Consider the following 17,187-nt stretch of genomic DNA (forward strand, 5'->3'; position numbering starts at 1 on the left):
GAAGATTGAGCCACTATGGCCACCACTTCGCTTGACCTGGCCAAGGTCCGCAACATTGGGATCATGGCCCACATCGACGCGGGCAAGACGACCACCACCGAGCGGATCCTGTTCTACACCGGTGTTTCGTACAAGATCGGTGAGGTCCACGACGGCGCTGCCACGATGGACTGGATGGAGCAGGAGCAGGAGCGCGGCATCACGATCACGTCTGCCGCGACGACCTGCCACTGGCCGCTGGACGACGTCGACAACACCATCAACATCATCGACACCCCGGGTCACGTCGACTTCACCGTCGAGGTGGAGCGTTCGCTGCGCGTGCTCGACGGTGCGGTGACGGTGTTCGACGGCGTCGCCGGTGTCGAGCCCCAGTCCGAGACCGTTTGGCGTCAGGCGGACCGCTACGGCGTTCCGCGTATCTGCTTCGTCAACAAGCTCGACCGCACGGGTGCCGAGTTCCACCGCTGCGTCGACATGATCACGGATCGCCTGGGCGCGACCCCGATCGTGATGCAGCTGCCCATCGGCACCGAGATGGACTTCAAGGGCGTCGTCGACCTCGTCCGCATGAAGGCCCTGGTCTGGTCCGCCGAGGCCGCCAAGGGCGAGATGTACGACGTCGTCGACATCCCGGACACGCACATCGAGGCTGCCGACGAATGGCGCGGCAAGCTCCTTGAGGTCGTCGCCGAGAACGACGAAGAGATCATGGAGCTCTACCTGGAGGGCCAGGAGCCCACCGAGGAGCAGCTCTACGCGGCGATCCGTCGGATCACCATCGCCTCCGGCAACGCCGAGGTCACGACGGTCACCCCGGTCTTCTGCGGTACCGCGTTCAAGAACAAGGGCGTGCAGCCCCTGCTCGACGCGGTCGTGCGCTACCTCCCCTCCCCGCTGGACGTCGAGGCCATCGAGGGCCACGCGGTCAACGACCCGGAGGAGGTCGTCAAGCGCAAGCCGTCCGACGACGAGCCGCTTGCCGCCCTGGCGTTCAAGATTGCGAGCGACCCCCACCTGGGCAAGCTCACCTTCATCCGCGTCTACTCGGGTCGCCTTGAGGCCGGCTCGCAGGTGCAGAACTCGGTGAAGGGCAAGAAGGAGCGCATCGGCAAGATCTACCGGATGCACGCGAACAAGCGTGAGGAGATCGACTCGGTGGGTGCCGGTGACATCGTCGCCGTCATGGGTCTGAAGCAGACCACCACCGGTGAGACCCTCTGCGACGCCGCCAAGCCGGTGATCCTGGAGTCGATGGAGTTCCCGGCCCCGGTCATCCAGGTCGCCATCGAGCCCAAGTCCAAGGGCGACCAGGAGAAGCTGGGTGTCGCCATCCAGCGTCTCGCCGAAGAGGACCCCTCGTTCCAGGTGCACACCGACGAGGAGACCGGCCAGACCATCATCGCGGGTATGGGCGAGCTGCACCTCGACGTGCTGGTCGACCGTATGAAGCGTGAGTTCCGGGTCGAGGCGAACGTCGGTAAGCCGCAGGTCGCCTACCGCGAGACCCTGCGCAAGGCCGTCGAGCGGCTGGACTACACCCACAAGAAGCAGACCGGTGGTTCCGGTCAGTTCGCGAAGGTGCAGATCGCGCTGGAGCCGCTTGAGGGCGACGGGTACGAGTTCGAGAACAAGGTCACCGGTGGCCGTATCCCGCGGGAGTACATCCCGTCCGTGGACGCGGGCTGCCAGGAGGCCATGGAGTTCGGCGTGCTCGCCGGCTACCCGCTGACGGGCGTCAAGGTCACCCTCCTCGACGGTGCCTTCCACGAGGTCGACTCGTCGGAAATGGCGTTCAAGATCGCCGGTTCGATGGCCTTCAAGGAGGCCGCCCGCAAGGCCTCCCCGGCCCTGCTCGAGCCGATGATGAAGGTCGAGGTCACCACGCCCGAGGACTACATGGGCGATGTGATCGGCGACATCAACTCTCGCCGTGGTCAGATCCAGTCCATGGAGGACCGCGCCGGCGCCAAGCTCGTCACGGGCCTGGTTCCGCTCTCGGAGATGTTCGGCTACGTCGGAGACCTCCGCAGCAAGACGTCGGGTCGCGCAAGCTACTCGATGCAGTTCGACTCCTACGCCGAGGTTCCCCGGAACGTCGCCGAGGAGATCATCGCGAAGGCCAAGGGCGAGTAGCTCCGTCTCCGCAGAGTCGGAACACGCTTTAGGCTTGACACCGTCTGACGGGGTAATCCCCGCAATCCGTGAGGATTGCCCCGTCAGCCGGCACCCCAGCAAAGATCACCTGGCGCCGATGAGTAAGGCGTACAGAACCACTCCACAGGAGGACCCCAGTGGCGAAGGCGAAGTTCGAGCGGACTAAGCCGCACGTCAACATCGGCACCATCGGTCACATTGACCACGGTAAGACGACCCTCACGGCCGCCATTACCAAGGTGCTGCACGACGCGTACCCGGACCTGAACGAGGCCTCGGCCTTCGACCAGATCGACAAGGCTCCTGAGGAGCGCCAGCGCGGTATCACCATCTCCATCGCGCACGTCGAGTACCAGACCGAGTCGCGTCACTACGCGCACGTCGACTGCCCCGGTCACGCGGACTACATCAAGAACATGATCACCGGTGCCGCCCAGATGGACGGCGCGATCCTGGTGGTCGCCGCGACCGACGGTCCGATGCCGCAGACCAAGGAGCACGTGCTCCTGGCCCGCCAGGTCGGCGTGCCCTACATCGTTGTCGCCCTGAACAAGGCCGACATGGTGGACGACGAGGAGATCCTGGAGCTCGTCGAGCTCGAGGTCCGTGAGCTCCTCTCCGAGTACGAGTTCCCGGGCGACGACGTTCCGGTCGTCAAGGTCTCCGCTCTGAAGGCGCTCGAGGGCGACAAGGAGTGGGGCCAGTCGGTCCTGAACCTGATGGCCGCCGTCGACGAGTCGATCCCGCAGCCCGAGCGCGACGTCGACAAGCCGTTCCTGATGCCGATCGAGGACGTCTTCACGATCACCGGTCGTGGCACCGTCGTCACCGGCCGTATCGAGCGCGGTGTCCTCAAGGTCAACGAGACCGTGGACATCATCGGCATCAAGACCGAGAAGACCACCACCACGGTCACCGGCATCGAGATGTTCCGCAAGCTGCTCGACGAGGGCCAGGCCGGTGAGAACGTCGGTCTGCTCCTCCGTGGCATCAAGCGCGAGGACGTCGAGCGCGGCCAGGTCATCATCAAGCCGGGCTCGGTCACGCCGCACACCTCGTTCGAGGCTCAGGCGTACATCCTGTCGAAGGACGAGGGTGGCCGCCACACCCCGTTCTTCAACAACTACCGCCCGCAGTTCTACTTCCGTACCACGGACGTGACCGGCGTCGTGACCCTCCCCGAGGGCACCGAGATGGTCATGCCGGGCGACAACACCGAGATGTCGGTCGAGCTGATCCAGCCGGTCGCCATGGAGGAGGGCCTGAAGTTCGCCATCCGTGAGGGTGGCCGGACCGTCGGCGCCGGCCAGGTCACCAAGATCAACAAGTAATTGTTGATCCGGTTGATCCGGTAACAGCTCCCCGGAGCTCCCAAGGAGCCCCGTCCGCCATCAGGCGGGCGGGGCTCCTTGACAGTTGGGCCCCGATTGGCTTTGGGCGCCGGGCGTATGGCACACTGTCCAGGTTGCTCGGTTGAGTGCCGATGCTGCGCGCCTCCCGCCGGGAGGACCGGAAGCGAGTCCCAGGTATTCGTCGTCCCTTCTCAGGGCCGGAAATACGGGAATCTTCCGGGAAGCTCAGCGGGGTGCCTCGGCCAGGCGCCCGGTGGGTGTTCTTCCCCTGCCTTCTCCTTCTAGAAGGATCTCCGCGTGCGGAGATTTACGAGAAGGGGTGCGACACGCCCGACCGCGTGGGTCGGAGAAGAACGCGAACTTGCCGGGTCCCAGAGCGTTACGAGAGACAGGACTACGAAGTAGCCATGGCGGGACAGAAGATCCGCATTCGGCTCAAGGCCTACGACCACGAGGTCATCGACTCTTCGGCGAAGAAGATCGTCGAGACGGTGACCCGTACTGGTGCGTCGGTCGCGGGCCCGGTGCCGCTGCCCACTGAGAAGAACGTGTACTGCGTCATCAAGTCGCCGCACAAGTACAAGGACTCGCGCGAGCACTTCGAGATGCGCACGCACAAGCGCCTGATCGACATCCTCGACCCGACGCCCAAGACCGTTGACTCGCTGATGCGCCTGGACCTTCCGGCCGGCGTTGACATCGAGATCAAGCTCTGAGAGGCGCGGAAGAGATGGCTAAGCAGATCAAGGGCATCCTGGGCGAGAAGCTCGGCATGACCCAGGTCTGGGACGAGAACAACCGTGTCGTCCCGGTGACCGTGGTGAAGGCCGGCCCCTGCGTCGTTACCCAGGTGCGCACCAATGACCAGGACGGCTACGACTCCGTCCAGATCGCCTTCGGCGAGATCGACCCGCGCAAGGTGAACAAGCCCCTCAAGGGCCACTTCGCGAAGGCCGACGTCACCCCCCGTCGTCACCTCGTCGAGGTCCGTACTCCCGATGCCGGTGAGTACACCCTCGGCCAGGAGCTGACCGCTGAGACCTTCGAGTCCGGCGTCAAGGTGGACGTGACCGGCAAGAGCAAGGGCAAGGGCTTCGCCGGTGTCATGAAGCGTCACGGCTTCCACGGCGGCAAGGCCTCGCACGGTGCCCACCGCGTGCACCGCAAGCCGGGCTCCATCGGTGGCTGCGCCACCCCGGGCCGCGTGTTCAAGGGCATGCGGATGGCCGGCCGTATGGGCAATGAGCGGGTCACCACCCAGAACCTGACCGTCCACGCCGTTGACGCGGAGAAGGGTCTGCTGCTCATCAAGGGCGCAGTTCCTGGTCCGAACGGCGGCCTCGTCCTGGTCCGTACCGCGGCCAAGGGGGCCTGAGGTAACCGATGAGCACCATTGACATCCTTTCGCCTGCTGGCGACAAGGCCGGGTCCGTCGAGCTCCCCGCGGAGATCTTCGACGCCAAGGTCAGCGTTCCGCTGATCCACCAGGTCGTTGTCGCGCAGCTGGCCGCGGCCCGTCAGGGCACGCACAAGACCAAGACTCGCGGCGAGGTCCGTGGTGGCGGCAAGAAGCCGTACCGCCAGAAGGGCACCGGCCGGGCGCGTCAGGGTTCGACCCGTGCGCCGCAGTTCGCCGGCGGTGGCGTCGTCCACGGCCCCGTGCCGCGTGACTACAGCCAGCGGACCCCGAAGAAGATGAAGGCCGCCGCCCTGCGCGGTGCCCTCTCCGACCGGGCCCGCCACTCCCGCATCCACGTCGTTTCCGGCGTGGTCGAGGGCGCGGTTTCCACCAAGGCCGCCAAGGCTCTCCTCGGCAAGGTCAGCGAGCGCAAGAACGTGCTCCTGGTCGCCGAGCGCAGCGACGAGGCCGCGTGGCTGTCCGCCCGCAACCTGCCCCAGGTTCACATCCTGGAGCCGGGCCAGCTGAACACGTACGACGTGCTCGTCTCCGACGACGTGGTCTTCACCAAGGCCGCCTTCGAGTCCTTCGTGTCTGGCCCCAAGGCCGTTGAGACCGAAGGGAGCGACGCCTGATGACTGAGGCCGTCGTCACCAGCAAGACCTTCACGGACCCGCGCGACGTTCTCGTCAAGCCGGTGGTTTCCGAGAAGAGCTACGCGCTGCTGGACGAGAACAAGTACACGTTCATCGTCGCGCCCGGCGCGAACAAGACCCAGATCAAGCAGGCCGTCGAGGCGGTCTTCTCGGTCAAGGTCACCGGGGTCAACACGATCAACCGGCAGGGTAAGCGCAAGCGCACCAAGACCGGTTACGGCAAGCGCGCCAACACCAAGCGCGCCATCGTGACCCTCGCCGAGGGCGACCGTATCGACATCTTCGGCGGCCCGGTCTCCTAACGGAGTCCGAGTCGTCCGGAATCGGACGAGGACTGAGAAATGGGTATCCGCAAGTACAAGCCGACGACCCCGGGCCGTCGTGGCTCCAGCGTCGCCGACTTTGTCGAGATCACGCGGTCCACGCCGGAGAAGTCGCTGGTCCGCCCGCTGCACAGCAAGGGCGGCCGTAACAACGCCGGTCGTGTGACCGTTCGCCACCAGGGCGGTGGCCACAAGCGCGCCTACCGCGTGATCGACTTCCGTCGTCACGACAAGGACGGCGTGCCGGCCAAGGTCGCGCACATCGAGTACGACCCGAACCGCACCGCGCGCATCGCGCTGCTGCACTACGCAGACGGCGAGAAGCGCTACATCATCGCGCCCCGTGGCCTGTCGCAGGGTGACCGGATTGAGAACGGCCCTGGCGCCGACATCAAGCCGGGCAACAACCTGCCGCTGCGCCACATCCCCGTGGGTACGACGATCCACGCGATCGAGCTGCGTCCGGGCGGCGGTGCGAAGTTCGCCCGCTCGGCCGGTGCCTCCGTGCAGCTGCTGGCGAGGGAGGGCTCGATGGCCCACCTTCGTATGCCGTCCGGTGAGATCCGCCTGGTCGACGTGCGCTGCCGCGCCACCGTCGGCGAGGTCGGCAACGCCGAGCAGTCGAACATCAACTGGGGCAAGGCCGGCCGTATGCGCTGGAAGGGCGTCCGCCCGACCGTGCGTGGTGTCGTGATGAACCCGGTCGACCACCCGCACGGTGGTGGTGAGGGCAAGACCTCCGGTGGTCGCCACCCGGTCTCGCCCTGGGGCCAGAAGGAGGGTCGTACTCGCTCGCCGAAGAAGGCCAGCAACAAGTACATCGTCCGCCGCCGCAAGACGAACAAGAAGCGCTAGGAGCGGGTTTAGATGCCGCGCAGTCTCAAGAAGGGGCCCTTCGTCGACGACCACCTCGCCAAGAAGGTGGATGTTCAGAACGAAGCCGGCACCAAGAACGTCATCAAGACCTGGTCCCGCCGCTCCATGATCGTCCCGGCCATGCTCGGCCACACGATCGCGGTGCACGACGGCCGCAAGCACGTCCCGGTGTTCGTCACCGAGTCGATGGTCGGCCACAAGCTCGGCGAGTTTGCGCCGACCCGCACCTTCCGCGGCCACGAGAAGGACGACCGCAAGTCGCGTCGTCGCTGATCGACCGGAGTGCGAAGACTATGACTGACACCGAAGGGACAACCATGGAAGCCAGGGCCCAGGCGCGGTACATCCGCGTCACGCCCATGAAGGCCCGCCGCGTGGTGGACCTTATCCGTGGCATGGATGCCACGGAGGCTCAGGCGGTCCTGCGTTTCGCCCCGCAGGCCGCGAGCGTGCCGGTGGGCAAGGTGCTGGACAGCGCCATTGCCAACGCCGCGCACAACTACGACCACACGGACGCCTCCACGCTGGTTATCAGCGAGGCGTACGTCGACGAGGGCCCGACCCTGAAGCGGTTCCGTCCGCGTGCCCAGGGCCGTGCCTACCGGATCCGCAAGCGGACCAGCCACATCACCGTGGTCGTCAGCAGCAAGGAAGGAACCCGGTAATGGGCCAGAAGGTAAACCCGCACGGGTTCCGGCTCGGCATCACCACCGACTTCAAGTCGCGTTGGTACGCCGACAAGCTGTACAAGGACTACGTCAAGGAAGACGTCGCCATTCGTCGCATGATGACGAAGGGCATGGAGCGCGCCGGTATCTCCAAGGTGGAGATCGAGCGCACCCGTGAGCGCGTCCGCGTTGACATCCACACCGCTCGTCCGGGCATCGTCATCGGCCGCCGCGGCGCCGAGGCCGACCGCATCCGCGGCGAGCTGGAGAAGCTGACCGGCAAGCAGGTCCAGCTGAACATCCTCGAGGTCAAGAACCCCGAGACCGATGCTCAGCTCGTGGCCCAGGCCGTCGCCGAGCAGCTGTCGTCCCGCGTCTCCTTCCGTCGCGCCATGCGCAAGAGCATGCAGTCGACGATGAAGGCCGGCGCCAAGGGCATCAAGATCCAGTGCGGTGGCCGTCTCGGCGGCGCCGAGATGTCCCGCTCGGAGTTCTACCGCGAGGGCCGCGTGCCCCTGCACACGCTCCGTGCGAACGTCGACTACGGCTTCTTCGAGGCCAAGACCACCTTCGGCCGCATCGGCGTGAAGGTCTGGATCTACAAGGGCGACGTCAAGAACATCGCCGAGGTGCGCGCCGAGAACGCCGCCGCCCGTGCGGGCAACCGCCCGGCTCGCGGTGGCGGCAACGACCGCCCGCGCCGCGGTGGCGAGCGTGGCGGCCGCGGCCGCAAGCCGCAGCAGCAGAGCGCCGCTGCCGAGGCCCCCAAGGCCGAGGCCGCAGCCGCTGCTCCGGCGGAGACCCCCGGAACGGAGGCCTGACCGACATGCTGATCCCTCGCAGGGTCAAGCACCGCAAGCAGCACCACCCGAAGCGCAACGGCATGGCCAAGGGCGGCACCGAGCTGGCCTTCGGTGAGTACGGAATCCAGGCCGTCACCCCGGCTTACGTGACGAACCGGCAGATCGAGTCCGCTCGTATCGCCATGACCCGTCACATCAAGCGTGGCGGCAAGGTGTGGATCAACATCTACCCCGACCGTCCGCTGACGAAGAAGCCGGCCGAGACCCGCATGGGTTCCGGTAAGGGTTCTCCGGAGTGGTGGGTCGCGAACGTCAAGCCCGGTCGGGTGATGTTCGAGCTGTCCTTCCCGAACGAGAAGGTTGCTAAGGAGGCGCTGACCCGCGCCGCCCACAAGCTTCCGATGAAGTGCCGCATCGTTCGGCGCGAGGCAGGTGAATCGTGATGTCGGCCGTTACCAAGGCGTCCGAGCTGCGCGAGCTGAACAACGAGGACCTCGTTGCCAAGCTGCGTGAGGCCAAGGAAGAGCTGTTCAACCTCCGCTTCCAGGCGGCGACCGGGCAGCTTGAGAACCACGGCCGGCTGAAGGCCGTCCGCAAGGACATCGCCCGGATCTACACCCTGATGCGTGAGCGTGAGCTGGGCATCGAGACGGTGGAGAGCGCCTGATGAGCGAGAAGAATGTGACTGAGACGAACGAGCGCGGTTTCCGCAAGACCCGTGAGGGTCTCGTCGTCAGCGACAAGATGGACAAGACCGTCGTCGTCGCCGTCGAGGACCGTGTCAAGCACGCGCTGTACGGCAAGGTCATCCGCCGTACCAACAAGCTCAAGGCGCACGACGAGCAGAACGCTGCCGGCGTCGGCGACCGCGTCCTCCTGATGGAGACCCGGCCGCTGTCCGCCACCAAGCGCTGGCGCATCGTCGAGATCCTCGAGAAGGCCAAGTAATCCCTCCTAGGGGGACCCCCTAGGAACAGTTCCGCCAGGCTCGGCAGGGGTTTCACGTGAAACCCCTGCCGGGAACCGGCAGACATTCAGGAGATAGACGTGATCCAGCAGGAGTCGCGACTGCGTGTCGCCGACAACACTGGTGCGAAGGAGATCCTTTGCATCCGTGTTCTCGGTGGTTCCGGTCGCCGCTACGCGGGCATCGGTGACGTCATCGTTGCCACCGTCAAGGATGCGATCCCCGGTGGCAACGTGAAGAAGGGTGACGTCGTCAAGGCGGTCATCGTTCGCACCGTCAAGGAGCGCCGCCGTCCGGACGGCTCGTACATCCGCTTCGACGAGAACGCGGCCGTCATCCTCAAGAACGATGGCGACCCCCGCGGCACCCGCATCTTCGGCCCCGTGGGCCGGGAACTGCGCGAGAAGAAGTTCATGAAGATCATCTCGCTCGCGCCGGAGGTGCTGTAACCGATGAAGATCAAGAAGGGCGACCTGGTCCAGGTCATCACCGGTAAGGACAAGGGCAAGCAGGGCAAGGTCATCCAGGCCTTCCCCCGCGAGGACCGCGTCCTGGTCGAGGGTGTCAACCGGGTCAAGAAGCACACCAAGGCCGGACAGACCGCTCGTGGTTCGAAGACCGGCGGCATCGTGACCACCGAGGCCCCCATCCACGTCAGCAACGTCCAGCTGGTTGTGGAGAAGGACGGCAAGAAGGTCGTCACCCGCGTCGGGTACCGCTTCGACGACGAGGGCAACAAGATCCGCGTTGCCAAGCGGACCGGTGAGGACATCTGATGACTGCCACCACCAACGCGCCGCGTCTCAAGACGCGCTACCGCGAAGAGATCGCCGGGAAGCTGAAGGACGAGTTCTCCTACGAGAACGTCATGCAGATCCCCGGTCTGACCAAGATCGTGGTCAACATGGGTGTGGGCGACGCCGCCCGCGACTCCAAGCTGATCGAGGGCGCCATCCGCGACCTCACCACGATCACCGGCCAGAAGCCGGCCGTCACCAAGGCCCGTAAGTCCATCGCGCAGTTCAAGCTGCGCGAGGGCCAGCCGATCGGTGCCCACGTCACCCTCCGCGGTGACCGCATGTGGGAGTTCCTGGACCGCCTGCTGTCGCTCGCGCTCCCGCGCATCCGCGACTTCCGTGGTCTGTCCCCGAAGCAGTTCGACGGTCGGGGCAACTACACCTTCGGTCTCACGGAGCAGGTCATGTTCCACGAGATCGACCAGGACAAGATCGACCGTACCCGGGGTATGGACATCACCGTGGTCACCACGGCGACCAACGACGATGAGGGCCGCGCTCTCCTTCGTCACCTCGGCTTCCCGTTCAAGGAGGCGTGAGCGAGATGGCGAAGAAGGCTCTGATTGCCAAGGCTGCTCGCAAGCCGAAGTTCGGTGTGCGCGCGTACACCCGCTGCCAGCGCTGCGGCCGTCCGCACTCCGTGTACCGCAAGTTCGGCCTGTGCCGCGTGTGCCTTCGTGAGATGGCTCACCGTGGCGAGCTGCCGGGCGTGACCAAGAGCTCCTGGTAATTCCCCAGTTGGGAGTTATCGGACGCTCTCGGTAAGCAATCGGTCGGCGGGCGCCCCACCCTTTGTCCCGTAAGGTAGAAGGGTTTGGGCGCCCCGCCGCCCGAGACCGACCGCGGGCCGAGCCCGCATAACGTCGCTTACTACGCCGTAGGTCCCCGCGCCGCACCCGTCCCGACTCTGATCGGGGAGAGGGATGGCGCACATAGGAAACCCCGGCGAGAGAGGCCGAAGGCCAATTCATGACCATGACTGACCCCATCGCAGACATGCTGACCCGTCTGCGGAACGCGAACTCGGCGTACCACGACACCGTCGTGATGCCGCACAGCAAGATCAAGTCGCACATCGCGGAGATCCTCCAGCAGGAGGGTTACATCACCGGCTGGCGCGTCGAGGACGCCGAGGTTGGCAAGAACCTCGTCCTCGAGCTGAAGTTCGGCCCGAACCGCGAGCGCTCGATCGCCGGCATCAAGCGGATCTCGAAGCCGGGCCTCCGGGTCTACGCAAAGTCCACCAACCTGCCGAAGGTCCTCGGCGGCCTGGGCGTGGCGATCATCTCCACGTCCCACGGTCTCCTGACCGGTCAGCAGGCCAGCAAGAAGGGCGTGGGTGGGGAAGTCCTCGCCTACGTCTGGTAATCAGGGAACGGAGGAATAGCTAATGTCGCGTATTGGCAAGCTGCCCATCCAGGTTCCCGCTGGTGTGGACGTCACCATCGAGGGCCGCACGGTTTCGGTGAAGGGTCCCAAGGGCTCCCTTTCGCACACCGTCGCCGCGCCCATCGAGGTCGCCAAGGGTGAGGACGGCGTCATCGCCGTCACCCGCCCGAACGACGAGCGTCAGAACAAGGCCCTGCACGGCCTGTCGCGCACGCTGGTGGCGAACATGATCACCGGCGTGACCCAGGGCTACAGCAAGGCGCTTGAGATCAGCGGTGTTGGTTACCGCGTTCAGGCCAAGGGCTCCAACCTGGAGTTCTCCCTGGGCTACAGCCACCCGATCCTGATCGAGGCCCCCGAGGGCATCTCGTTCAAGGTCGAGTCCCCGACCAAGCTCAGCGTCGAGGGCATCGACAAGCAGAAGGTCGGCGAGGTGGCGGCGAACATCCGCAAGCTGCGCAAGCCTGACCCGTACAAGGCCAAGGGCGTCAAGTACGCCGGCGAGGTCATCCGCCGCAAGGTCGGAAAGGCTGGTAAGTAAGCCATGGCATACGGTGTGAAGATCGCGAAGGGTGACGCCTACAAGCGCGCCGCCGCCAAGCGTCGCCACATCCGCATCCGCAAGCGGATTTCGGGTACCCCGGAGCGTCCGCGTCTGGTCGTGACGCGGTCCAACCGCGGCATCACCGCTCAGGTCATCGACGACATCAAGGGCCACACGCTGGCCTCGGCGTCGAGCCTGGACGCGTCGATCCGTGGTGGCGAGGGCGACAAGAGCGCCCAGGCCCAGAAGGTCGGCTCCCTGGTCGCCGAGCGTGCCAAGGCCGCCGGTGTCGAGGCCGTCGTGTTCGACCGTGGTGGCAAGCAGTACGCCGGGCGGATTGCCGCTCTGGCCGACGCCGCCCGCGAAGCCGGGCTGAAGTTCTAAGCCCCGGTTCCGGAGCTAGCGGACGTAACAGAGAGAGGTAATTCCAATGGCTGGACCCCAGCGCCGCGGCAGCGGTGCCGGTGGCGGCGAGCGGCGGGACCGGAAGGGTCGCGACGGTGGCGCTGCCGCCGAGAAGACCGCGTACGTTGAGCGCGTTGTCGCGATCAACCGCGTCGCCAAGGTTGTCAAGGGTGGTCGTCGCTTCAGCTTCACCGCGCTGGTCGTGGTGGGCGACGGTGACGGCACCGTAGGTGTCGGTTACGGCAAGGCCAAGGAAGTTCCGGCTGCCATCGCCAAGGGCGTGGAAGAGGCCAAGAAGAACTTCTTCAAGGTCCCCCGTATCCAGGGCACCATCCCGCACCCCATCCAGGGTGAGAAGGCTGCGGGCGTCGTCCTGCTCAAGCCGGCTTCCCCCGGTACCGGTGTGATCGCCGGTGGCCCCGTGCGTGCCGTTCTGGAGTGCGCGGGCATCCACGACGTGCTGAGCAAGTCGCTCGGTTCGTCGAACCCGATCAACATCGTGCACGCCACGGTGACCGCGCTTCAGGGCCTTCAGCGCCCCGAGGAGATCGCGGCCCGTCGTGGCCTGCCGCTGGAGGACGTTGCTCCCGCCGCTCTGCTGCGGGCGCGAGCTGGGGTGAGTGCGTAATGGCTCGCCTTGAGATCAAGCAGATCAAGTCCTACATCGGCAGCAAGCAGAACCACCGCGACACCCTGCGCTCGCTCGGTCTGAAGAAGCTGGGTGACGTGGTTGTCAAGGACGACCGCCCCGAGTTCCGCGGCATGGTGCACACCGTCCGCCACCTCGTGTCGGTCAAGGAGGTCGACTGACATGGCGGAGAACAACCCGCTGAAGGTCCACAACCTCCGGCCCGCCCCGGGCGCCAAGACCGCCAAGACCCGTGTCGGTCGTGGTGAGGCGTCCAAGGGTAAGACCGCTGGTCGTGGTACCAAGGGCACGAAGGCCCGCTACCAGGTTCCGGAGCGCTTCGAGGGTGGGCAGATGCCCCTCCACATGCGCCTCCCGAAGCTGAAGGGCTTCAAGAACCCCGCTCACAAGCAGTTCCAGGTCGTGAACCTGGACAAGCTGGCCGCGCTCTACCCGCAGGGTGGCGAGGTCACGGTGGCCGACCTGGTCGCCAAGGGCGCGGTGCGCAAGAACGAGCTCGTCAAGGTCCTGGGCCAGGGCGAGATCTCCGTGGCGCTGACGGTGACGGTTGACTCCGTTTCCGGCTCCGCCAAGGAGAAGATCGCCGCCGCCGGCGGCACCGTCACCGAACTCATCTGAGTTCGTTGGTTCAACTGACCGGGGATGCCCATCGTTTGGGGCATCCCCGGTTGGTCGTTCCACGGGGGTAAGGTCGCCGGTAAGGTGGCATGCACTGTGGTTTTCCGGGGCCGAGGTCCCGGGCCCCCGCCGCGCGGGCCGTGTCCGTGCGGTTCTGGCCGCTACGTATTCGTCGATCCTCAAGACCGTCACCTCTCGCCACGAGGCGGGAGGCGCAGGAGGCACCGTGCTCACCGCGTTCGCCCGAGCGTTCAAGACGCCCGACCTGCGCAAGAAGCTGCTGTTCACGTTGGGCATCATCGTGCTCTACCGGATCGGAGCGCACGTCCCGGTCCCAGGGGTGAACTACGCGAACGTCGAGACCTGCATGAAGCAGGCCGGCGGCAACAGCGGGTTGTTCGCCCTGGTGAACATGTTCAGCGGTGGAGCGCTGCTGCAGATCACGATCTTCGCGCTGGGGATCATGCCGTACATCACGGCGAGCATCATCCTTCAGCTGTTGACCGTGGTCATCCCCCGGCTGGAGGCCTTGAAAAAGGAAGGTCAGTCCGGCCAGGCGAAGATCACCCAGTACACCCGCTATCTGACCGTGGCGCTCGCGATCCTTCAGGGCACCGGCCTGGTGGCCACCGCCCGCAGCGGTGCGCTCTTCCAGAGCTGCCCGGTCGCCAGCGAGATCGTGCCGAGCGACTCGATCTTCACCACCATCACCATGGTCATCACGATGACCGCCGGCACCGGCCTGATCATGTGGCTCGGTGAGCTCGTCACCGACCGCGGTATCGGCAACGGCATGTCGATCCTGATGTTCATCTCGATCGCCGCCGGCTTCCCGGGCGCGCTGTGGCAGATCAAGCTCACCGGCAAGCTCGCCGACGGCTGGATCGAGTTCTTCGCGGTGATCGCGGTGGGTCTGGCGATGGTCGCCCTGGTGGTCTTCGTCGAGCAGGCCCAGCGGCGCATCCCGGTGCAGTACGCGAAGCGGATGATCGGTCGCCGGTCCTACGGCGGTACGTCCACTTACATCCCGCTCAAGGTGAACCAGGCGGGTGTGATTCCCGTCATCTTCGCGTCATCGCTGCTCTACATTCCAGCCCTCATCGCACAGTTCAGCGGGTCGAAGGCGGCATGGGCGACCTGGATCGCCACCAACTTCACCAAGGGAAATCACCCCGTTTACATCGTTACGTACTTCCTGCTGATCGTGTTCTTCGCCTTCTTCTACGTCGCCATCAGCTTCAACCCCGAAGAAGTTGCCGACAACATGAAGAAGTATGGTGGCTTCATCCCGGGTATCCGGGCTGGCCGCCCGACGGCCGAGTACCTCAGCTACGTGCTCAACCGGATCACGTGGCCGGGCTCGCTGTACCTGGGGCTGATCGCGCTCGTACCAACAGTGGCGTTGGTGCTCTTCAATGCGAACCAGAACTTCCCGTTCGGCGGGACGAGCATCCTCATCATCGTGGGTGTTGGTCTGGAGACCGTGAAGCAGATCGAGAGCCAGCTTCAGCAGCGCAACTACGAAGGGTTCCTCCGCTGATGCGAATCGTCCTCGTCGGACCCCCCGGGGCCGGCAAGGGTACGCAGGCTGCGTACCTGGCCAAGAACCTCGCGATCCCGCACATCTCCACGGGGGACCTGTTCCGCGCCAACATCAGCCAGGGCACGCCGCTGGGTGTCGAGGCGAAGTCGTACATGGACGCAGGCAACCTGGTGCCCGACTCGGTCACCATCGGGATGGCCGAGGACCGCATGGCGCAGGCCGACGCCGCCGAGGGCTTCCTGCTGGACGGCTTTCCGCGCAACATCGGCCAGGCCGAGGCGCTGGACGCGTACCTCAAGGCCAAGAACCTGAAGCTGGACGCCGTCCTGGACCTGGAGGTCCCGGAGGACGAGGTCGTCAAGCGGATCGCCGGCCGGCGGATCTGCCGCAAGGACAGCAGCCACGTCTTCCACGCGGAGTACAACAAGCCGAAGACCGCGGGCGTCTGCGACGTCTGCGGCGGCGAGCTGTACCAGCGCGACGACGACCGCGAGGAGACCGTCCGCAAGCGGCTTGAGGTCTACCACACGGAGACCGAGCCGATCATCGACTACTACAAGGCCCAGGACCTGGTCGTGACGATCCCGGCCCTCGGCAAGGTGGAAGAGGTGACGGAGCGCTCCATGGCGGCGCTCCAGCGCGGCGAGTAAGCCCGCAGCTCCGTACGGCCGCGGTTGCCCAGCACGGGCACCGCGGCCGTACTGTTGGTCAGAACAGACGCAGGACGAGGGCGGAAGGCGCCGACATGGTGGAGATCAAGACCCCTGAGCAGATCGCGAAGATGCGCGAGGCGGGGCTGGTGGTCGCCGCCATTCACGCAGCGACCCGGGAGGTCGCGGTGCCGGGCGCCACGACCAAGGACCTCGACGATGCCGCGCGCAAGGTGCTCGCCGAGCACGGCGCGAAGTCCAACTTCCTCGGCTACGGCGGCTTCCCCGCGACGATCTGCACCTCCGTGAACGACGTCGTCGTCCACGGCATCCCCGACACCGAGACGGTGCTCCAGAACGGGGACATCATCTCCATCGACTGCGGCGCGATCATCGACGGCTGGCACGGCGACGCCGCGTACACCGCCTTCGTCGGATCCGGTCACTCCGCGGAGCTGGTCGAGCTCAGCCGGGTCACCGAGGAGTCGATGTGGGCCGGTATCGCGGCGGTCGCCAAGGGCAACCGTCTGGTCGACATCTCCAAGGCGATCGAGGGCTACATCCGGCGCCAGCCGCGGCCGTCCAGCGGCAAGTACGGGATCGTCGAGGACTACGGCGGCCACGGCATCGGCTCGCAGATGCACATGGACCCGCACCTACTGAACTACGTCGACCGCAAGCGCGGCCGCGGCCCCAAGCTGGTGCCGGGCTTCTGCATCGCGATCGAGCCGATGGTCAACCTCGGCACGCCCAAGACCCACGTCCTCGAGGACGACTGGACGGTCAAGTCGAACGACGGCAGCTGGTCCTCGCACTGGGAGCACTCGGTCGCGCTGACCGAGAACGGCCCGCTGGTGCTGACCGCCCCGGACGGCGGCAGGGCCAAGCTGGCCGAGCTGGGGATCACGGCCGCGCCCGACCCCCTGGCCTGAGCGTGCCCGCCCGGGGGAGCCCCTGGGCGTAAGGATCACCCCTGGTGGGCAATAATCCTGGATTCGTCTTTTCCCAGGCACTGACGTAGACTGACGCGTCGGCTCTCGTGCATCCGTATGCCTGGAGACAGGCGACGTCATTGATGTCGCGGACACACAAGAGACGATCAAGGTAGCCGATTCGAAGGGCGAAGCGTGGCCAAGAAGCAAGGTGCCATCGAGATCGAGGGCACCGTGATCGAGTCCCTGCCGAACGCCATGTTCAAGGTGGAGCTCCAGAACGGTCACAAGGTCCTCGCGCACATCAGCGGCAAGATGCGGATGCACTACATCCGCATCCTCCCGGATGACCGGGTCGTCGTGGAGCTGTCTCCGTACGACCTGACGCGTGGCCGGATCGTCTACCGCTACAAGTAGATCTTGTCGGCGCCCCGCTCCCGTGGGGTGACGGCACTGACC

Annotated in this window: 27 protein-coding genes; all 27 read left to right on the forward strand. The window is 65.8% G+C overall.

The features are described from left to right. Positions 1 to 15: 15 nt before the first annotated feature. The 27 genes from fusA (at position 16) to infA (ending at position 17,145) form a co-directional block, all read left to right on the forward strand. Positions 16 to 2,136, forward strand: a complete 2,121-nt coding sequence (gene fusA / locus AB0C96_RS07650) for an elongation factor G (RefSeq protein ID WP_362914718.1) — start codon at positions 16 to 18, stop codon at positions 2,134 to 2,136. Positions 2,137 to 2,294: 158 nt separating this feature from the next. Continuing rightward, positions 2,295 to 3,488, forward strand: a complete 1,194-nt coding sequence (gene tuf, locus AB0C96_RS07655) for an elongation factor Tu (RefSeq protein ID WP_362914720.1) — start codon at positions 2,295 to 2,297, stop codon at positions 3,486 to 3,488. A gap of 428 nt (positions 3,489 to 3,916) precedes the next feature. Further along, on the forward strand, positions 3,917 to 4,225 hold the full coding sequence (gene rpsJ / locus AB0C96_RS07660) for a 30S ribosomal protein S10 (protein ID WP_003948644.1): 309 nt from the start codon (positions 3,917 to 3,919) through the stop codon (positions 4,223 to 4,225). A gap of 14 nt (positions 4,226 to 4,239) precedes the next feature. Next, entirely contained in the window at positions 4,240 to 4,884 is a 645-nt protein-coding gene (gene rplC, locus AB0C96_RS07665; RefSeq protein ID WP_006604873.1) for a 50S ribosomal protein L3, read from the forward strand. Positions 4,885 to 4,892: 8 nt separating this feature from the next. Further along, positions 4,893 to 5,543, forward strand: a complete 651-nt coding sequence (rplD, locus tag AB0C96_RS07670; protein ID WP_362914722.1) for a 50S ribosomal protein L4 — start codon at positions 4,893 to 4,895, stop codon at positions 5,541 to 5,543. After that, a complete protein-coding gene (gene rplW, locus AB0C96_RS07675) occupies positions 5,543 to 5,866 on the forward strand; it encodes a 50S ribosomal protein L23 (RefSeq protein ID WP_362914724.1) in 324 nt (107 codons plus the stop codon). Before rplD ends, rplW begins: the two co-directional genes overlap by 1 nt. A 39-nt stretch (positions 5,867 to 5,905) precedes the next feature. Continuing rightward, positions 5,906 to 6,742 (forward strand): 50S ribosomal protein L2, encoded by an 837-nt coding sequence (gene rplB, locus AB0C96_RS07680; protein WP_030283452.1) that lies wholly within the window; start codon positions 5,906 to 5,908, stop codon positions 6,740 to 6,742. A 12-nt stretch (positions 6,743 to 6,754) separates the two neighbouring features. After that, the gene (gene rpsS / locus AB0C96_RS07685) at positions 6,755 to 7,036 is read left to right on the forward strand and encodes a 30S ribosomal protein S19 (protein WP_004571826.1); all 282 of its coding nucleotides are present in this window, start codon (positions 6,755 to 6,757) and stop codon (positions 7,034 to 7,036) included. Positions 7,037 to 7,080: 44 nt separating this feature from the next. After that, positions 7,081 to 7,428 carry a 50S ribosomal protein L22 gene (gene rplV, locus AB0C96_RS07690; protein WP_009997296.1) on the forward strand — a complete coding sequence of 116 codons (348 nt, stop codon included), beginning with the start codon at positions 7,081 to 7,083 and terminating at the stop codon, positions 7,426 to 7,428. Beyond that, positions 7,428 to 8,252 (forward strand): 30S ribosomal protein S3, encoded by an 825-nt coding sequence (gene rpsC, locus AB0C96_RS07695; RefSeq protein WP_362914727.1) that lies wholly within the window; start codon positions 7,428 to 7,430, stop codon positions 8,250 to 8,252. The genes rplV and rpsC overlap by 1 nt, the downstream gene beginning before the upstream one ends. A gap of 5 nt (positions 8,253 to 8,257) precedes the next feature. Then, positions 8,258 to 8,677: a 50S ribosomal protein L16 gene (rplP, locus tag AB0C96_RS07700; RefSeq protein WP_004571829.1), complete on the forward strand. Its 420-nt coding sequence runs from the start codon at positions 8,258 to 8,260 to the stop codon at positions 8,675 to 8,677. Then, positions 8,677 to 8,901, forward strand: coding sequence for a 50S ribosomal protein L29 (gene rpmC / locus AB0C96_RS07705; RefSeq protein WP_046927445.1), 225 nt, complete (start codon positions 8,677 to 8,679; stop codon positions 8,899 to 8,901). Before rplP ends, rpmC begins: the two co-directional genes overlap by 1 nt. After that, a complete protein-coding gene (rpsQ, locus tag AB0C96_RS07710) occupies positions 8,901 to 9,182 on the forward strand; it encodes a 30S ribosomal protein S17 (protein ID WP_006604882.1) in 282 nt (93 codons plus the stop codon). Before rpmC ends, rpsQ begins: the two co-directional genes overlap by 1 nt. A 99-nt stretch (positions 9,183 to 9,281) precedes the next feature. Beyond that, on the forward strand, positions 9,282 to 9,650 hold the full coding sequence (rplN, locus tag AB0C96_RS07715) for a 50S ribosomal protein L14 (RefSeq protein ID WP_003998823.1): 369 nt from the start codon (positions 9,282 to 9,284) through the stop codon (positions 9,648 to 9,650). Positions 9,651 to 9,653: 3 nt separating this feature from the next. Next, complete coding sequence (gene rplX / locus AB0C96_RS07720) at positions 9,654 to 9,977, forward strand: 50S ribosomal protein L24 (protein WP_065963007.1); 324 nt, start codon at positions 9,654 to 9,656, stop codon at positions 9,975 to 9,977. Next, positions 9,977 to 10,537, forward strand: a complete 561-nt coding sequence (rplE, locus tag AB0C96_RS07725; RefSeq protein WP_016571061.1) for a 50S ribosomal protein L5 — start codon at positions 9,977 to 9,979, stop codon at positions 10,535 to 10,537. The genes rplX and rplE overlap by 1 nt, the downstream gene beginning before the upstream one ends. A 5-nt stretch (positions 10,538 to 10,542) precedes the next feature. Then, a complete protein-coding gene (locus AB0C96_RS07730; protein WP_003956452.1) occupies positions 10,543 to 10,728 on the forward strand; it encodes a type Z 30S ribosomal protein S14 in 186 nt (61 codons plus the stop codon). Between the two features lie 239 nt (positions 10,729 to 10,967). Then, positions 10,968 to 11,366 (forward strand): 30S ribosomal protein S8, encoded by a 399-nt coding sequence (gene rpsH / locus AB0C96_RS07735; protein WP_006604885.1) that lies wholly within the window; start codon positions 10,968 to 10,970, stop codon positions 11,364 to 11,366. Positions 11,367 to 11,388: 22 nt separating this feature from the next. Then, the gene (gene rplF / locus AB0C96_RS07740) at positions 11,389 to 11,928 is read left to right on the forward strand and encodes a 50S ribosomal protein L6 (RefSeq protein ID WP_362914730.1); all 540 of its coding nucleotides are present in this window, start codon (positions 11,389 to 11,391) and stop codon (positions 11,926 to 11,928) included. A gap of 3 nt (positions 11,929 to 11,931) precedes the next feature. Next, on the forward strand, positions 11,932 to 12,315 hold the full coding sequence (gene rplR / locus AB0C96_RS07745) for a 50S ribosomal protein L18 (RefSeq protein WP_249637716.1): 384 nt from the start codon (positions 11,932 to 11,934) through the stop codon (positions 12,313 to 12,315). Between the two features lie 46 nt (positions 12,316 to 12,361). Next, complete coding sequence (rpsE, locus tag AB0C96_RS07750; protein ID WP_030413022.1) at positions 12,362 to 12,964, forward strand: 30S ribosomal protein S5; 603 nt, start codon at positions 12,362 to 12,364, stop codon at positions 12,962 to 12,964. Continuing rightward, positions 12,964 to 13,146 carry a 50S ribosomal protein L30 gene (gene rpmD, locus AB0C96_RS07755; protein WP_362914732.1) on the forward strand — a complete coding sequence of 61 codons (183 nt, stop codon included), beginning with the start codon at positions 12,964 to 12,966 and terminating at the stop codon, positions 13,144 to 13,146. Before rpsE ends, rpmD begins: the two co-directional genes overlap by 1 nt. A 1-nt stretch (position 13,147) precedes the next feature. Then, a complete protein-coding gene (gene rplO, locus AB0C96_RS07760; protein ID WP_362914734.1) occupies positions 13,148 to 13,603 on the forward strand; it encodes a 50S ribosomal protein L15 in 456 nt (151 codons plus the stop codon). A 226-nt stretch (positions 13,604 to 13,829) separates the two neighbouring features. Further along, positions 13,830 to 15,143: a preprotein translocase subunit SecY gene (gene secY / locus AB0C96_RS07765; RefSeq protein ID WP_208683146.1), complete on the forward strand. Its 1,314-nt coding sequence runs from the start codon at positions 13,830 to 13,832 to the stop codon at positions 15,141 to 15,143. Further along, positions 15,143 to 15,796: an adenylate kinase gene (locus AB0C96_RS07770; protein WP_362914736.1), complete on the forward strand. Its 654-nt coding sequence runs from the start codon at positions 15,143 to 15,145 to the stop codon at positions 15,794 to 15,796. The genes secY and AB0C96_RS07770 overlap by 1 nt, the downstream gene beginning before the upstream one ends. 95 nt (positions 15,797 to 15,891) lie before the next feature. After that, positions 15,892 to 16,728: a type I methionyl aminopeptidase gene (gene map, locus AB0C96_RS07775; RefSeq protein ID WP_362914738.1), complete on the forward strand. Its 837-nt coding sequence runs from the start codon at positions 15,892 to 15,894 to the stop codon at positions 16,726 to 16,728. Positions 16,729 to 16,923: 195 nt separating this feature from the next. Then, positions 16,924 to 17,145 (forward strand): translation initiation factor IF-1, encoded by a 222-nt coding sequence (gene infA, locus AB0C96_RS07780; RefSeq protein WP_003956442.1) that lies wholly within the window; start codon positions 16,924 to 16,926, stop codon positions 17,143 to 17,145. Positions 17,146 to 17,187 lie beyond the last annotated feature (42 nt).

Origin of the sequence: Streptomyces sp. NPDC048506 (genome assembly GCF_040651315.1) — a bacterium.
Classification (GTDB): domain Bacteria; phylum Actinomycetota; class Actinomycetes; order Streptomycetales; family Streptomycetaceae; genus Streptomyces.

What these genes read in the sequence shown, in the direction of transcription:
- fusA (WP_362914718.1), top strand. Translation starts at nt 16, where the DNA reads ATGGCCACCACTTCGCTTGACCTGGCCAAGGTCCGCAACATTGGGATC.
- rpsJ (WP_003948644.1), top strand. Translation starts at nt 3,917, where the DNA reads ATGGCGGGACAGAAGATCCGCATTCGGCTCAAGGCCTACGACCACGAG.
- rplC (WP_006604873.1), top strand. Translation starts at nt 4,240, where the DNA reads ATGGCTAAGCAGATCAAGGGCATCCTGGGCGAGAAGCTCGGCATGACC.
- rplD (WP_362914722.1), top strand. Translation starts at nt 4,893, where the DNA reads ATGAGCACCATTGACATCCTTTCGCCTGCTGGCGACAAGGCCGGGTCC.
- rplW (WP_362914724.1), top strand. Translation starts at nt 5,543, where the DNA reads ATGACTGAGGCCGTCGTCACCAGCAAGACCTTCACGGACCCGCGCGAC.
- rplB (WP_030283452.1), top strand. Translation starts at nt 5,906, where the DNA reads ATGGGTATCCGCAAGTACAAGCCGACGACCCCGGGCCGTCGTGGCTCC.
- rpsS (WP_004571826.1), top strand. Translation starts at nt 6,755, where the DNA reads ATGCCGCGCAGTCTCAAGAAGGGGCCCTTCGTCGACGACCACCTCGCC.
- rplV (WP_009997296.1), top strand. Translation starts at nt 7,081, where the DNA reads ATGGAAGCCAGGGCCCAGGCGCGGTACATCCGCGTCACGCCCATGAAG.
- rpsC (WP_362914727.1), top strand. Translation starts at nt 7,428, where the DNA reads ATGGGCCAGAAGGTAAACCCGCACGGGTTCCGGCTCGGCATCACCACC.
- rplP (WP_004571829.1), top strand. Translation starts at nt 8,258, where the DNA reads ATGCTGATCCCTCGCAGGGTCAAGCACCGCAAGCAGCACCACCCGAAG.
- rpmC (WP_046927445.1), top strand. Translation starts at nt 8,677, where the DNA reads ATGTCGGCCGTTACCAAGGCGTCCGAGCTGCGCGAGCTGAACAACGAG.
- rpsQ (WP_006604882.1), top strand. Translation starts at nt 8,901, where the DNA reads ATGAGCGAGAAGAATGTGACTGAGACGAACGAGCGCGGTTTCCGCAAG.
- rplX (WP_065963007.1), top strand. Translation starts at nt 9,654, where the DNA reads ATGAAGATCAAGAAGGGCGACCTGGTCCAGGTCATCACCGGTAAGGAC.
- rplE (WP_016571061.1), top strand. Translation starts at nt 9,977, where the DNA reads ATGACTGCCACCACCAACGCGCCGCGTCTCAAGACGCGCTACCGCGAA.
- AB0C96_RS07730 (WP_003956452.1), top strand. Translation starts at nt 10,543, where the DNA reads ATGGCGAAGAAGGCTCTGATTGCCAAGGCTGCTCGCAAGCCGAAGTTC.
- rpsH (WP_006604885.1), top strand. Translation starts at nt 10,968, where the DNA reads ATGACCATGACTGACCCCATCGCAGACATGCTGACCCGTCTGCGGAAC.
- rplF (WP_362914730.1), top strand. Translation starts at nt 11,389, where the DNA reads ATGTCGCGTATTGGCAAGCTGCCCATCCAGGTTCCCGCTGGTGTGGAC.
- rplR (WP_249637716.1), top strand. Translation starts at nt 11,932, where the DNA reads ATGGCATACGGTGTGAAGATCGCGAAGGGTGACGCCTACAAGCGCGCC.
- rpsE (WP_030413022.1), top strand. Translation starts at nt 12,362, where the DNA reads ATGGCTGGACCCCAGCGCCGCGGCAGCGGTGCCGGTGGCGGCGAGCGG.
- rpmD (WP_362914732.1), top strand. Translation starts at nt 12,964, where the DNA reads ATGGCTCGCCTTGAGATCAAGCAGATCAAGTCCTACATCGGCAGCAAG.
- rplO (WP_362914734.1), top strand. Translation starts at nt 13,148, where the DNA reads ATGGCGGAGAACAACCCGCTGAAGGTCCACAACCTCCGGCCCGCCCCG.
- AB0C96_RS07770 (WP_362914736.1), top strand. Translation starts at nt 15,143, where the DNA reads ATGCGAATCGTCCTCGTCGGACCCCCCGGGGCCGGCAAGGGTACGCAG.
- map (WP_362914738.1), top strand. Translation starts at nt 15,892, where the DNA reads ATGGTGGAGATCAAGACCCCTGAGCAGATCGCGAAGATGCGCGAGGCG.